The following is a 17280-nucleotide window of genomic DNA, read 5'->3' as shown; positions in this document are numbered from 1 at the left end:
GATTTTATAATGATTAAGGGAGTTCGTAACCTTACAAACTCCCTTTTCGGTGTTTTGAATGACCGTTTGGTTAATGTGGCATCAAAAATGGCTGCATTAACGCTTCAAGCTCGTCCGCTTTAGTATCAGTGAAGATATCTAAGCCTTCGCCATCGGTTAGGCGTTCAAACGGCCCCTCGTATAAATCTGCGACTTTGATACGCCCGTTCTGACAAATAAAGCGTTTCAATTGATTCAAAAACTGCACTTGCTTGTAGCTAAGTTGGTTATTTTGAATGAAATCGGTAAAGCGTTGATTGACCAGATCGGCGTCTAAACCCACTAGCTGAACCAACGTTTGGCTCAGTTCTTGTGACGTTCTTCCATAAAAAGCGTTCAAAGCATTCGCATCAACACCGGGGTGCTGCGTTAAAATTGTTGAAGTCAGTGATTTTAGCTCATATTCTGTCACTGCTTGGTTGTTATGAATCTTCTGTAATACAGGATTATCAGCAAGCATTTTATCGAGAATGTCTTTCAAACGCTTACGGTAAACCATAGCTTCTGTTTCATCACCGATAACCACCACACGGTCAGTTTCACGAACCTCGCCATCTTGCGCAGCGGTTGTTTGAATATTCTCATAAGGAGACAGTTCTTTCTTTTTGAACTTCATAACCCCACGCAGTTTAGTGCGTGTGTTTTCAAGCTGCTCTAGCGTAATGTCTTGCCAGTATTTCTGGGTTTGCACTCTTGCGATTTCATCGCCTTGTTTGCGCACTTCTGTAATGGTCACTGCTAGGTTTTGTAAGCGAGAGATGTAATCCGCTTTTAGGTTTTCGATCTCACTACTACCTGATAACTGAGCACTTTGAATTTGTGAGGTTAAGCGATCCAGCATTGAGGCATCTTTGTCTTTTAGTGTGCGATTTCCCATCAGAGGCGCGATTGTGGTTTCCAGTAGATGCCTAGTGGAACCATTCATTTGGAGTAACTGGTCAGTTTCTTGGAGCTGTTTTACGTTTCTAAGCTCTCGGCGAACGGCGATTGCGCCTTCTGGTAGGTCACAAATATCCGCTTTCATCTGCGCACAAGCAAGCTCAAAGGCTTTAACGTCGGCACGCTTTTGAGCTTCATCGGCAAGTTGTAAGCGTGCTTCAAAGACGGTTTGCAGCAGTGAACGGCTAACGCCAGTGTCTGCTTCTACATACTCTTCTTCAAAATATTCAAAGTTGCCATAGTGGTCGAAAATCAAGAACTCTTCTTTGTCTTTATCCGGGCCAAACAGATCTGGACAAAGTCTTGTGCCACGCCCAATCATCTGCCAGAACTTCACCCAAGATTTCACAGGGCGTGCAAACACAAGGTTGACCACTTCTGGTACATCGATACCGGTATCCATCATGTCGACGGAAATGGCGATACGGAAATCGCTATCTGGCTTTTTAAACTCATCAATTCGAGCTTCTGGGCGATCGACAGCATTGTGGATCACCTTACAGACTTTACTGCCGTATTGTGGATACAGATCTTCACAGAAGAGTTTCTCAAGTTGCTCGGCATGGGCTTGGTTTTGCGCAAAGATGATGGTTTTCCCCACTAGCGACTGAGTGGCATCTTTAATGCCATTTTCCATCAAGTTCTCTAGGATGGCGCTGTCGGTTTCGACACTGAAAATCTTTCTGCCAATGTCTTTACCTTTAATGGTGGTATTTTGCGCCTCTTCTTCTCCGAGATCTTCTTCAAGCTGCGCTTGTTGTTCTGGGGTGAGTTTGCTGTAGTGGATACCATCACGCAAGAATTCGGTAGTGAACTCTTTTACTCTGAATGGGTTGAGGAAACGTGGCTCATGCGAGATAGCTTCTGCTAGGTCGAAGTTAAAGGTTGGGTCGCCATTTTCACAGCCAAACAAGTCATAAGTGTTACGCGCAATGAACTTCACTGGTGTTGCAGTTAAACCTACCTGCATTGCATCAAAGTAGTCGAAAATGTCACGATAGCGATTATAGATACTACGGTGTGATTCATCGGCAATGATCAAATCAAAGAAGCCTACATCCAATTGTGAGAATCGGTTCATCATACCTGGGTAAGTCGAGACGAATACACGAGCTGACTGGTCGACTTGGTTTTTCTCCCCGATGACACAACGCGGTTCACTTGGTAAAAAGTCTTTAAACGCTCCATCGGCTTGACGGCGCAGCTCCTTACGGTCACACAAGAATAGTACGCGCTTAACCCAGCGAGAACGAAGTAGCAACTCAACTAATGCAATGGATACACGAGTTTTACCCGTTCCTGTTGCTTGGACAATCAACGCCTTACGGCGCTGATTTTGGAATTGGTTGGTCACCGATTTGATCGCCTCAATCTGATAAGGTCGACCTGCAATATCTGCGTTAGGGTTGAGTTGTTCTAAGTTTGGATCTTTATGTAAATGCTGGTATTGCAAAAACTTCAGGCTATCTTTGGAATAGAAGCCAAACACCTGACGATAGGTGTTGTATTGCTTGGTATCCCAAATGCAAATCTCATAGCCATTGGTATAAAACACAATCGGCTCTGGACAGTTATGTTGCTTTGCTAGACCTTCAGCATAATAGCGAGCTTGCTCCCTGCCTTTTTGCATATGTTCACGCGAACGTTTCGCTTCGACAACGGCAAGTGGCGTACCGTCGTCATCCCAAAGAACATAATCAACATACCCTACTCCGGAGTTTGTCGGTTGGTGTTCGACTTCAACTTCAATGCCTACTTTTTCTGGATCATTGATATCCCAACCAGCCTGAGCCAGTAATGTATCAATTAACAACTGGCGAGTTTTATTTTCATCCCATTGCAGGCTATTCGCCGTTTGTTGACTACGCGACTTCGCCTGTGCTTTTGCTTGCTTCAGTTGTTCAGCCGTTAACTCGGCCTGAGTTTCTGCTGCTTGGCGCTTCTGGCGCTCGCGCTCTAAGTCATCAAACAGCGCTTGTTGCTTCTGTTCGTTCTCTTCAATAACTTTATCAAGTTGCTTTTGCGTTAAAGAGTTTGAGGTAGGAGCATCTGGGTATACAAGCTCTTTGAGCTCAGATACTTGAAAGCCGTAATAGTTAATCGCAAGGTATTGAGATAGAGAGTGAGCTGTACCCAGTGCCGCATAAGCTTTACGCGTAGAACCGTCACCACCATGTGCAGTGTCATTTCCTTCTACTCGCAAGAAATGAAGCTGATCTCGAAGGCGCGATTCAGTGACATCAATAAAAGCATCGTTCTTTAGCAGTTCCATAAAGCTTGCCTGCGGAAGCCTTGCTAAACCATCAATGGCATAAATCTCTTTGGTGACTTCTTCGGCAAAGCCACGCAATCGCGTAATCGCGCTGCCAGGGTCTAAATGTAGGATCTGCTCAGCGAGGTATCCTAAATTTGCCAGTTTTTCGTTATGTTCACGAATGAGTTCGAAGTTTAAAGAAGTCGCCATAAGCCATTGATACTCCAAATTTGAATTGCATACCTTATATCAAATAATTGCTCTTATTACGATGACCGTGTATGCAATTGAGTTATATATTTCCTCTGAAACAATGCATAACATTTTATGCAGCAAAAGTCGGAAATAGTGCCAGTTATTTGTAAGCCTTTGTCACGAGTGGAGTTCGTTCTACATCAAAGATGTCATCTTGAGTTAGAGCAAAGTAAATATTTGAAGATATCCTTCATTGACGATAGGCATTCTAATTGAGGTGTTTATTCGAAGGAGCTTTGTAAGCTTAGCAAAATGGAAACCTTAACTTGCTTCACAATTTGTACGTGTTTTCGGTAATAAAACTAGCGCTGTCTAGACATTAGACAGCGCTAGTGGTTAAACAGAATTATTCGTGAATTGAATACGAAATATCTGTACTCCAGTCTTCACTGTTTTTTACTGTAATCTCTTTTTCAAGTTTCTGTAATTGTGCCAACTGATGAGCTGGATCAAGATCAAAACCAAATCTGATACTTTGGAAGTGTGATTGAGGGTCGAACAAACGCCAATAACCCACCCCTTGATCTAGCTTGAAACTAATCTTCTGACCGGACGCTAGCGTTAAAGTAAGAAGCCTACGGTGAGCGATGTTTGCTCGGCTATCAACTACGGTAACAACCGGCTCTACTTTGGCTTTATGCTCAATCCATGTTTTGAACACTGCAAAGTGATCATCTTGATAAAGCCAATCTTGATGTAAAAACTGACCTGAACGTTCCTTTTCGTTAAACAAGGTCGCGACTTTCAATACTGGTTTTGCGGAAAGCACATTGCATAGTGAGCTAAGCACTTGAGTAATGAGCAATAAGCTCGCCGGACTTTGTTGATAACGGTCACTGTATGCGACTTCGACAACAGGGTCATTCGACAATAGCTTGAGCAGTTCGTCACCATCGTTTTTAAATAGATGCATCCAAAATCGTTCGCCAAAGTCCGTTAACTTGCCGTTTAACTGGGTAGTAATTTCCCACTCACCATTCTTCGCACTTTGTTTGGCCATGCTTACTTCAAAAAGCTTAGGCTTTGTATCTATTAAATTAAGTTGGACACTTTCGACCACTAGCCCACCAGCATTTAACCAACCCACTCCTGGTGTTAAGTTTTCATATGTGTCAGTAGCGAGCGTAACTATATTGCTTCTAGTTTTTAACTGGACCGCAATATTCGAATTCAGTTCTGTCTGTGATTGGCATAACGCGAAATTCACACCAAGGTTTTGCAGAGCAATCAGCTCTATTTCCGTTTCGCTGTCTAGTTCAACATTAGGCAGTACGATCGTAACGTCAACGTTGTCCTTAGCAAGGTATGTCACCAAGCTATTTCTAAACTTGGGATTCAAAAGATCCCAGTTATTGAAATCGTTCGGCAGCTGAAACAGTAACGAAGTTGCGCCTTGGTTAATCCAATGACGCACGGCTTGGTCAATAGAACTTGGTTGATAATAGCCACCAGCTAACAATTGAACATCATTTGGCAAACCGACAAAGTTAATAAACCCATCGCCTAACCAATCTTTAGCGGCTTGACGATCTAAACTATCAGAGTCTCGGCGAGTATCGGATTGCAACAAACAATCACCACAAGCTGTTTCACAGCTTTGACATTCTAGATTGCGAACCATTTTTCGCAATAAAGATTCAACGAGCAAATGCGCAGAGCTCGCGAAGCCCGCACCACCAGAAATAGTGTCAAACAATTGAATTACAAGCGCGACTTCGCCTTCAGACACGATTGCAGGACGCAATGCATAGCCCAATTCTGATGTCGAAATACCAAGTTGTTCAGCCAGTGCAGCGCGCAGGGCTACCGCAAGAGTAGTGGCTACCACTCTCCCCTCAGCGTCATCTGCTATGTATTCATTACTAACCGGGTTTTTCAAACTCAATTCAAACACATCAGTCTTAGTGTGGGCACCAAGGTGAATGGATTCCATCAACGTTGGCGAACCATCACACTCTACCGAATCATCACCTTTCTTGTCGCGTTGCGGTGCTTTAAGCGGACGATGCGGCTTTGTTGGGTTGAAGGCCTTAGGGAAATGTCCATTTTTGTCCATTGATTCAGCTCGACCACATGTCATGCACAACGCGTATCCTGTGCCGTTCTCACCAGAGGTGTGGTTAAACACTGTGCCTTCGGTGTTAGATAACATGTGACCAATTTTATCATTCGGTAAGCTCACTCTCGCAGCGTTCCCGGCACTAACCCAAGCCGGCTCAACTGGGATAAATTTTTGCATAGCAATGTTATTCGTCGGCGTTGCATAAAAATCAGTCACAAAGCCCGTTGGTTGTAACACTCTGCGAATATGCTTTTGCTTAATTGGTTTAGCACATTCTGGGTTACTACAATTCAGGTCCGCCATCACTGACGCTTGAGTCTCATAGCCGGTGTGACCACAAGAATCACAACGCCAAGCTAAATCAAATTTTTGTGCTTCATTGGTATCAGCGTGTACGTTTTGCCAATGCAGTGACACACCTCCAGAAGTAAACACTCGACCATCTAAAACAATTTCCGAACCTGGCGCATACTCGCGAATCGCAACGGCAAGGTTGCGGCTTGGTAAACCACGGCTACGTGAAACATTGTCAATTCGGTCCGACTTAGGTGTTTTGTTATTCTGCTTTTCACGAATAAAGTCCTGAATATTATTGTTATCAAAATTCACTACATCCGTTGGAAAACCATAACCTGGTAAGAATGATTTCGACGCTAACTCACGCAGAACAAACTCATTTTTTAAACGATAAAGTTCTTTGTTGATGCGATACTCATAAGGAGAATCACTGATCGCGGACGTCAATTGTTTTGTTAGATAGCGGTACTCTTCAAACCAACGATCTCGCAATTGGCGAATTGTATCCGCTGAGATATCACATAACGTCTCGCAAGTGTGATCGTTTAAAGCAGTGCCTTTTACTAAGCTCTCCAGTGACTTAGACCACTGTAGTGCATCACTACCTAACCAATCCAACAAACGGTCACACACGGAATCTTGTTCAGGCAAATAGAACCATTCAAGATTCAGTTTCGTTTTCTCTTTGTTCGTTGTCCCAACTTGGCGATTTAAGAAAAGCGAGAACAATAAAGAGTTTACATGCCTTTGTACCAAACGTTCCGAATTAAATGCCACATAGGGCGCAGGAATCTGGGTAACAAATGGCCACTTAGGGTTATCAAAAACTCGCTGATCGTGGGGATTGCCTTTACACAAAGTATACGAAATAGCACGAGACTCTTTGCTACGCCCTGCACGTCCCGCTCGTTGTAAATAGTTAGCCGGATGTGGTGGTACATTGTTCATTACTACCGCCGAAATACCGCCAATATCTACCCCCATTTCCATAGTCGTTGAGCAGTTTAAGACGTTAATTTTACCTTGCTTGAACATGTCTTCGTAATCGTTCAGCCTGTCAGCGCTTTGCTGTGCTGAGTGCTCTGCTGTTCGATAATAGAAGCCACCTTCTAGAGCTCGGTCATTGACATCAGTCCACAAATTAGTGCTACGCAACTTTTGAATCGCGTCATCCTGAGCGGCTTGACTACGCACTGACTTTAAGCCCTCTTCGTAATCGAGTTGGCTAATGTCGTACTCCCAAATGTGTGGGTATGGCACTTCCGTACAAATATATAGTTTAGGATCTTCGACCTTACGTGGAAGATAAGGGGTAAAACCTTTAAATGTGCTGTCTATTAATTTATTAGTTACCGGGCACACGTATGCTTTTTCGAGTAAAGAAAAGTCCATTTTATGACGATCAAGCGCGTATTGGTTACCATCATTGGTAAGCACACGTGCATCTACAGTGAGTACTTTCCATGCGTCCCTCAACCAACCGTTGATGATATCCTGCCCATGGCTTGAACTCGCATCTAGCCCTGTACCTAGGCTTAACAGCTTAGCTAACCTCTGGAGTTGCGAGCCTTTGATTTGTGGCCAGCGTTTAATACGCCATTCATCTTTTTCGTCAGATTCTGGGTTGCGAAGAGCCTTTGCAGAAAAGTGACCACCGATCCACTTAATCCACCCTTCATCTTCCATACGCATAAAGCTGTTCTCGCGCACGTAGAAATCGAGAGCAACTTTAATGAAGTCCTTCCAATCTTCTAGTAACAACCCATGTAATTCCCATTTTTCAGGGCAGCGAGTAAGCGTTTCAATTCCTTGATAACTAACTGTTACTAAACCTTGAGTTTCACTGCTATTTTGACGTTTTGGTCGGCGAGAAAACTCTCTAAACAGCAACATATCAGCTAGCTTTAAACTGCCGTCGCTATCTTTGAATACTTCAGGAGATAAGTATTGATTATAGAGTTTCATTGCACCTTTGAAGTCGCTCTTTCTGGCTAATTCATTGATCATTTCAACCCATGAAACAGACACTGGCTTAAATGCCATAGCTCCTGATTCAAGCGCATCAGCTTTACGCTCAAGATCTTCGGCTGTCGCTATAACACTCGGAATATTTAGTGACCGCAAGCCAGCCGCTTGCTCACGAAGTTTATCGACTGAAACATCTTCATCGATTACTTCTTCTTTAACGATACTATCTAGTTGTTTATTCTTAAGTACTTCAATGACAGCACCACGTAATTTTGAACGTTCAGCTTCTTGCTGCATTCGTACCGAAAGACGAGCTGTCCCTTGGCGGCTATCCGTAAACGTAATTAATCGACGCCCTCTAGCTGGTAAGGATTGTGGCCCAACGTGATTGCTTTCCCCTTCAAAGTCAGGGCAATACTCCAATAGAGTTGGTACAACATTAGCTATGTAAAATGGCGCACCTAACATTGCGCGTCTTAAAGGCATGCTTCCACTAAAACCACTAAAACCGCAGTTACAACAGTGGGACTGTCCTGACATATCATGAGTCAGTGCATAACCTTCGCCATTTAATGAACCGAGGTTACCCTCAGGGCTTATAATCATTGAACCATAATGCCCTTCTTCATCGAGTCGGCTACCAAAAACTTCAGGAGTGTTAGAGTTTTCTTCAGCATCTTGGATTTGCTGATTATCATCCTCTCCCGACTCATGTTGAAGTGAAAATTCGTCTCCAGCGCTTCCATTCCATTGGCCTAGTTTGCCTTTGTTATCCCTTGCGAGAAGATGTGGTTCGTTACATTCAATACAAAAACTCAACTCTAGCACTGGTGCACCGCAATCACATTTCTGACGGTGGGTCGCATAGACCATGCCAAACGACCAGCCTTGTTCTAGTGCCGTGTTTTTCTTACAGCTACAATCTTTATCAATACAAGCAAACAACCCATTAGTCATTCGTTGGAAAAAATGTGCTCTTACTTTCAAAAATGCTTCACTTGATGCATCTGGCTTAGTACCAGTCAACACGTCTATCCATCGAAGTAGCTGCTGTTGAGATATAGCTTCACCATTCAATGTTATTGATACTTGTTGAACAATATCGTTTAAAGTAAGTGGCTTATCGCTATCGACAATGATCTCTCGTATCTTGAGTGCTAATGGATGGGCGCACAGCGCTTTAAATCGTTCTGGAGCTACGTCAGGGTCATATTTACCCTTTTTAATTTCAGTGCCTTCCGGTTCAATTGACTCTACCTCTTCGAGACAAAGTGTTTTTTGATCGACAAAATCGAGCTTTGGTATAACACGTCGTCCACCAATAACTTTAACTTGGTCAGTTTCAACCCCAGCAAGATTGGCAAGGTATTTTTGTAATTGCTCTGCTGCATCGTCTCCCGCAATCGTCGCAGAAGTCGCAACGAAGCGAACGTCTTTCGCTTCAACCCCAAAAGCTTGTAATACGCGACGAAGTTGAAGTGATAATTCAGCAGCTTGTGACCCCACATAAGTATGAGCTTCATCGAGTACAATCCAACGAAGAGATTTATGCGCACGAGATTGTTCGATGATTGGTGAGTCAACCTGGCGAACTAGCATGTACTCAAGCATCGTGCCATTGGTAACCAAAATAGGAGCAGGTTTTTTACGCAGTAACTCCCTAGATAACACTTCATTTGGACGCTTTTTCTGTGCCGATCGCATTTTGTTTTCACTGTTTTCTGTATTGCCGTTATACAAACAGTAGCGAAGATTGCTGCCGAAGTGTTGCGTCCAAGCATCCAAACGTTCTTGTTGAGAATTAATCAACGCATTAAGCGGATACAGAAATAGCGCCCTGACACCAACAAGAGGTTGTTGAGTTTGTGCATACTCTTCATATAAGTCATTGATTACTGGAACCATAAAACACTCAGTTTTACCCGAACCTGTGCCAGAGGTAACCACTACTGATTTCGGTTTCTCATCAAGTAAGGTTTTCCATGCTGTAAGCTGGTGTTTGAAGGGATGGAATTCGGCTCCAAAACGATAACGTCCATTGGACTTGTCATCAAGAGAGTCAACCACTGCACAATTAAGTAACCCACCCTTTAAGTTTTTCATATTGGGCTCAGCGAACTCCCACCCAAAGGTGTGTTCGAACAAAGGCGGCGCCATAAAAGATTGGGGCTCACCACTCTCGGCAGACATCACTTGCTTCAAGTGTTCGCGTAAGCTTGAATTGGCGACGCCAAGTACGCCTAAAGTAGCCTCTTGTGAGCGATTAATTGACTGCTCAACCAAAGAAGAGAAATAACGATTCATATTCTATGCTCCTAAGAAGCGTTGCATGTAAGGTAGTTGACCACGTAACTAAACAAGGGACCGAACCATTGATGATCAAAGTTTTTTAACTGGCGAAAATCGAATAGCATTTTGTGCTCAAAACGTGAAATAATTTCTTGTGGTACTCGACCACAAGCGACGCCAGCTGCAAAGATTGGCGCATATACAATACCAGTTTGATAACCTGCATTTACGGTCAAGTCGAATGGCATGAGACCCAGTGAGGAACACATTTGACGCAAGTCGTCCCCAGCATCATTTGGCCAATGATCATTATCACTATGTAGGCGTAGTAAATCTTGATACCACTGCCCTTGAATCATTGGTTGCATGATCTGAATGGGGAATGGCTGAGCTAGTTTTTCGTCTTTAAGGTATTGTGCTAGGGCTGAAAGCGAAGAAATTTCCTGCGTTAACTTGTCTATCATTTTGCCCAATAGATCTGCTTGCATTTCGCCAGTTACACCAAGCTTTTGCAAAGCATCACCAAACAACTTCTTAGCGTCCAACCAACATTGGATCGGTACAAATTCCCACACAACAGGCAGTTGAGTTTCAAGTTTTGCGATAAGCTGTGCGTCCATATCAAACTTGAACAAAGCGACGGCAAGTGCTTTAGGGTTTCGAACTAAATGACGCCATACTTCAAAAGTGGACATTGGTAAGTATTGAAATTGCTTCCAGGTGCTTTGCAAATATGTCCAACCGCTATGGTTCCAATCATCAGCCATTTGCGAAATCACTTTTGCAATACTGGTCACTTCATCACGAGGATTAAATGCTCGGGCCGCTTTTTGCAGTGTATTGATATCTAGAACATCGCTATCTTTTTTATTGCTGGGGATAAAGCGAGCTCGAAATGCAACTTTGGAGTTTTCAGCCGGTAATACTAACCATGGACCACCATCATTCAGAAAACTCGGGAGTTCATACTCTCCGGTATCGACACCTTCGCTAACGCGACTCACTAGTGCGTGTGGCGTTTGTTCAGGTTTAGTGAGATCCGTTAGGATCGCCTTAACCCCAGATGCGTCTCTGAGCGTACGGCTATTTAAGCTCACTAAGTTATTATCTGTATCGTAGCTAACCGTGGTTGAGTAGTAACTGATAACGAAACGCTCCGTACGCCCACATCCTTTGATCGAAAGTTCAACCTCACTGTCTAAGTTTTCGCTCAGCGATAACAGTTCAAGGACATAATCTCGAAGACCGTATAAACTGACCTCAACGGGCTTGTCAGTTACACGGTAATCCCAATTGAAGCTTGCAGCTCGCCGTCCTGAACTGTACTTAGATAAATTCAGTAATGTAATTTCGTAACGTGTTGGCCTTCCCTGCTGAGTGAAGAGATTGATACGACTCCCGACTAAGTCTTCTAGCGACAAACGACGTTGTAAAGGCTGTCCGTTTCCATTGAACGCAGTTACACCAGTCGATGGATATGGCACTATCAAAGTAATGGGTTCAGACAGCAAAGAAGCTTGAATATTTAGTGTAAACGTCGCAGGAGGCATTCCATTAGCATTCAAAGAAATCTCTGTTATACCTGTTTCAGGCTTTGTAACTGAAGTTTGTAACTCTTTATTTGTAATATGCGCTACGAGTGGTGACTGGCTGGAAACAAGCACACGACCTTCTGAAGGAGTCACACCCGGAACCAACTCCAACTTAAAGTCTTTAGGAAGAATACCTATTCGTTTTCTAAGTATTACCTCGTTGTCACGGTTTTTTACTGACAACAACTGTCGACCATTAACCTCTGATGGAGCGAGACGATGGGCAACTTCACCATTTAGGTAGGTGCTCAAACCAAGTCCAATATCGCCAACGTCTTGCGTTGCAATTTTTGGAATGCCTTTAAACACCAACGACGGTATGGTTTTCCAAGGTAAAAGTTCTCCTTTTAAAGTGAAGACTTCATCAGCATAGTGTTCTGCACCTGTAGTAATGACAAACGTATCTCCATTCTCAAATGAAAGAGAAACCTTCCCCTCTAGGGTATAGGTTTCGAAACTCCGGAATACGAGCGATGGGTTATGAGTGTAACTACCACGTTGTAATGTGTACTCGGTAGACTTCGGCACCAGTACGAGAGCTTCTTTTACCTTAGTACGGGCAGTAGCTTGCCCTGCAACGAACCATCGACTATTACTAGGAACTAAGGTTAGTGGTGTTTCTTCGCAATCAACCGCACTGCCTGCAAGTCTCTCTTGAGCAAGCAGCCTACCCGATTGCAATGCGACTATGTACAGTTCGCTGTCTGTCGAAGAACGCACAACTGATGCTAAGCTTTGGCGAATTCGAACAACCGTTTTGTCATTTTCAAACTGTGCAAAGCAGGTACCAAGGGATGCTAAGTGACGCTCACCTTCAAAGATAGCCAATTCAATTCGACTACTGCTTAATTGAACTGGGTTTACATCAAATGTGATGTTCAGCGGCAATTGAACATCACTAATCACACTTTGGTTAGCAAAGTCGATATAATGTTTGCAACGTAAATCACGACGTTTCTTTGCTACCTTACGCACTTCTTCCGTTGCGCGTGAAAGCAACTGACTTAAGAACAAAGTTCCAGTAGCGCTGTCCAATGGCAAAGGAAACACTTCGCGCCATTGAGGGTAATTTTGCTCGAGGTAGGCAACTGGGTCGGCTTGTTCATCGAGATTGTAGGTGTGTACAAAACTGTCTAGTTTTTCTACCATATTACGAATCAGTTCTATTGATTCTTCACCTTGCAACGATTCGGGAAGGTACACAACCTTACTACTAATGTAGTCATTGACCGCACTATCACCAAATTCTCTGACGAGTTGGTACTTGTCAAACACCAAGTTAAAGGTCCATTGATAGTGATTGTCATTCTGCGACAGTAAATTAGAAGGTAACCCCCCTTCTCTAAACAAAGAACCTAAATAATCATTACGGTTAGACTGGCTATAACGCGACAACGTTTTACCCCAATAATCCTCAAGACCCATAGGGATAGCTTCACTAATATCGCCAGGCGATAGACGAAACTTTAGACGTTCAAAGATAGGTTCCCAACTCCAATTCTGGGTATACTCTCTCCGAAACCACTCCGCACAATAAAGAGTGAATGCGCCACACCACTCTTTAGTAAAACGTAACGTGTGTTGAAAACCTCGACTTTTCGATAACACGACCTCCAACTCGCGATATTCCGATTGAGTCATGTGCAGCTGGTAAAGTGGTTGATTGGAATGAATTTTATCACTCCGAGTAAGGCAGAATTGTTTAAGCCAGTCAGAGACCGACTGTGTAGGCATATTAGAGGTAGTAGATATCACAATATTGACCGCTTATTAAATTATTGGCTGCTGATAAAAACACCCACAGCTTAATGAATGGTGAGGTAACTCGGTTACCAGTTAAACGTTATTTGTAATTCACTTATCGCTTGTCGAGACTGTCCTCATAAACAGGTATATTTTCAACAAAACCTGTAATATTTATGATTCGCGTATAGGAGATGAAATTCTATTAAAACTTTGGTAAGTATTATTACCATTATGCGCCAGTTGTGATTTTTATAAGCTTATTTAATTGGCACTGTATTTGGACAGCCGCCAGGCCACATGAGTCTACTTCCTCCATTTAAGTCAGAAATAAACGGGACAACCCAAAGCCTTAATGATTCACTATAATCAAAACTAAATTCTATAGGCTTTTCAAAACCACTATGTGCGGGATAGATCAATAAAAGGTCACCCATACCATTTAAATATTTGTGTCCATAGGCAAACATTTGATAAAGATCAGATTGAGAAAGCCCATAATTGTGTTTCTCGATATCGAGTAGCTTCCATTTGGTATCGAGAACCAATTTTGAGTTATCTGGGAAGCTCATCAGCAAATCGGGTTTAAGTTGAAATTGATTGCGAGCGTTATGAGTAACCAAGTACTTTGACGATGCCTGAGTTGTAAGCTCAACGTCATCAGAGATTTGCTTCCTGAGTACAGACGCAACATAGCTTTCAAATACCGCTTCCATTGGGAACAACAAGGAAAGCGCGCTGCTGTCACCTTTCATACCCAGTGGAGAGAATCCATCAAGTATCAATTTTGCCCACGCAATCGGCGAATGATAGTCCACCATTCCTCGGTCCAATTTGAGAGCGTTAATGTCTTGCTTCACGGATTTACTCGTAGGGACATCTGCAAAAGCAAACTGCAGCTCACGCAGCAACTTCTGGTTGGTCGCTAGCCTTGTATAATTACTTAACTTCAACAGGGCCGTTTTAATAAGTCGATTGGCTGGGCGGTTAATCAAGTACTCATCATATTCAACATAAAACTTATGTTTGTTAACTACGTTGTGTCTGATTTGCTGAGAGACTTTCAGCTTACCTTTTTGGAAATGAAGGTTAGCTTCTTGCGTAACATAGTCACTTTTAAGTCCTCGTTTTACCAAGGTATTCACCGACTGCAAAAACTGGCTGATGAATACCTCTAAAAGCGGCATTTTCTTTGTAGCGATGTTGGTTTGGTTGGAAGAAACATAACGAAATGAACCCAAATATTGCAACATCATCAACAACATCTCGCGAGATTCTGAAACTGCTTGTTCTTGCGTTAGCGACTTACGCCCTGTTTTGGGTAGAACTTCAATATGCTCACCTGTCGGCGTAAACAATACACCGACATAGTTTTTCACCTGAAGTAACTCATGGCCAAAACGCTTGGTTAAACCTAAACACTTATTGGTATCAGATTCTCCAGCGCTTAAACTCACATCCTTTAAGTACTCGAATGCACGTTTAGAAATAAGCTTTGCACCCAGTTCATCACTCGCAGCTTTGTCATGCGTTAAATAGCCATATTCAAATACAGTGGTGTGCATTATACAGGCTCATGGTTTGCTTCGGTCTGAGACTCTGGTGACTTAGTTGGTGCTTCTTCCGTTGATTTGTAGATACCAATATAAGCTTTTGCGTTATTCCAAACGTCATATTCATCAGCAGCAAGTGTGTATTTCACCACTTCTTGACCATATTGATCTAAGTTATGGTTACGGCCAAACAAACCATCGAGATCTTGTTTGGTCGGCTTATGCTGCTTAACAAATTGCAAGTTGGTATCGTTCTTCTGATTATCAGCCAGCACTAGACGAATCTTGCTCCAATCTTCAAAGAAGTACTCTTCAAGTAGCGGAATGATTTTGTTTTTGAATACTGAGACAAGCACTTTAAATGCCTTATCTTCTTCGCCAACATCAGCAAGCGCCTTAGCCGGCAATAAGAACGCATGGCCAAGTGTGTGTTCACGGTCATAAAGAATTTCAATACGCTGGTTGAGCACACTTAGCAATTGCTCAAGGTCGATGCCTTTTACTACTGCACCTTTCAATAACTCAGGTTTTGGCATCATTTCAACAAAATCAAAACGACGACGAAGCGCAGTATCCATCATAGCTAATGAGCGGTCAGCAGTGTTCATAGTTCCGATGATATGTAGGTTATCGGGTACTGAAAACGCCTTACCTGAGTTAGATAATACAAGCTCTAGAGCTTCCCGCTTACCTGCCCGTTTTGACGGTTCAATTAACGTAATTAGCTCACCAAATATCTTGGATATATTGCCTCGATTTATCTCATCAATTATCAGAACAAATCTTTGCGCACCTTGAGCTACTCCTTTATCTAACAAAATATTGTTCTTGTTCAATAGAGTAAGTAACTCTGATACCGAGAAACGAGTCAACTCGCTGCAAGTTTTAATTGGTAAGCAAGTCTGACCATTTAGATCATAAACATTGAGTTTGAGGTTTCTTGCTAACCATTTAATCGGACGAACATGGCAGTAGTCCTCACGCATATGAACACCGCCAGGTCGAAACTCGTAATCTCCGCTAACAACACCAATGGCTTCTATTGTTTTTTGACCACTAACACAAAAAACCACATCACCAATGGCCATTCCATTACAAAAATGCCTTAGTGTTGCTTGATTTGGATTAGTTTCAGACGCAAGTAAGTCATCGCTTTCCTGAGTCCGGTTGGCAGAGCTCATATTACCAACATGCCCCCAACCAATCGCCCCTATATCGTTGTCCAAGCAATACTTCTTAACTTCACTTTGACCGCTACTTTCAATAGATAGTTGCCATATACGTGCGTCTTCACTTAGCAATTTGGGCTTTTCAACTTTCTGAGCAGCTGCTTCATCACAGATAGACTTAAAAATACCATCTTTGATTACGTAGGATAGGTTGCCGTCATTATCCGACTCAGCGCGGAGCCCTTCAACAAACTCTTCATAACCATAGCTTTGATGGAAAGTGACAAAACGGATGCGCTTGTCGGCGACTAATTGGTCATACTTTTCTTTTAGTTCACTACGATTTGCCCAGCCAAAAGTCGGTTCTGCTGCTGTAACAGCTGCTTCGATAGTATGGTAGGTTTTACCTGTACCAGGGGGACCATAGAGTATTTGATTAAGCGGTGACATTAATGTGTTCCCTACAGAGGTGTTGAGTGGCTCATTCGATGGTTGTTCTTCATTATCAAGAAGCTCAAGCTGAGACCAGCACACACGTCCATACTCAGCAATATTGGCGTGTTGTTCTGTGTCGTAGTTATTCACCAAAGAGCGATAGAGCTCCGGATAACTTGAAGACTTAGGCAGTCCAGTTAACTCAGACAGCTTATCTTTCGCGAATATATTGACGATAGTAGGCACACTTTGTACTTGGTACATAAATGCGATTTTCCATTTATATACAGGAGCAAGCTTCGCACTATCAATCGCCGTTAAATCGCCAATTCGAGCTGCATTAATGACTCGAACAATTTCACTTCGAACAGTTTCGAAAGCTTCTTCCTCGGTAGAGCCAAGCTTTTCCCACCATGAGTATTCAGCCCCATGAGCCATCCCAGAGCGTTCCTTCGGTTCACTGTTGCGTTTATAAATACCAAACTTAGGAGAAGGGGATCCTTTAATATTTGCTAAAGGCTGAGTCTTAGTTTCCAACCAATATGTAAACGTCGTTTTATCTTGAGTTGATACGTATTCTTGTAATGTCATTGTTTTAATACGTTCAAGTGGCCACTCGGCCAAAAACTCATTCCACAATTGCTGCAGTGAATTAATTTGATTCATTGTTCATTCCACTAACCAA

5 protein-coding genes are annotated in these 17280 nt (G+C 42.9%); all 5 read right to left on the bottom strand.

Annotated features, from left to right (window positions below):
- Window positions 1-70: 70 nt before the first annotated feature.
- The gene (locus tag AC3CID_RS07345; RefSeq protein WP_065205338.1) at window positions 71-3442 is read right to left on the bottom strand and encodes a DEAD/DEAH box helicase family protein; all 3372 of its coding nucleotides are present in this window, start codon (window positions 3440-3442) and stop codon (window positions 71-73) included.
- A gap of 391 nt (window positions 3443-3833) precedes the next feature.
- Window positions 3834-10118: a DEAD/DEAH box helicase gene (locus tag AC3CID_RS07340; protein WP_488527200.1), complete on the bottom strand. Its 6285-nt coding sequence runs from the start codon at window positions 10116-10118 to the stop codon at window positions 3834-3836.
- An 11-nt stretch (window positions 10119-10129) separates the two neighbouring features.
- Window positions 10130-13429, bottom strand: coding sequence for an STY4851/ECs_5259 family protein (locus tag AC3CID_RS07335; RefSeq protein ID WP_253649269.1), 3300 nt, complete (start codon window positions 13427-13429; stop codon window positions 10130-10132).
- A gap of 269 nt (window positions 13430-13698) precedes the next feature.
- Window positions 13699-15003 (bottom strand): McrC family protein, encoded by a 1305-nt coding sequence (locus AC3CID_RS07330; RefSeq protein WP_065205340.1) that lies wholly within the window; start codon window positions 15001-15003, stop codon window positions 13699-13701.
- Entirely contained in the window at window positions 15003-17261 is a 2259-nt protein-coding gene (locus AC3CID_RS07325) for an AAA family ATPase (RefSeq protein WP_488527199.1), read from the bottom strand. Before AC3CID_RS07325 ends, AC3CID_RS07330 begins: the two co-directional genes overlap by 1 nt.
- Window positions 17262-17280: the final 19 nt, after the last annotated feature.

This window comes from Vibrio sp. QJM3NY_21 (assembly GCF_057785975.1).
This window is presented reverse-complemented; position numbering and strand designations above follow the sequence as displayed.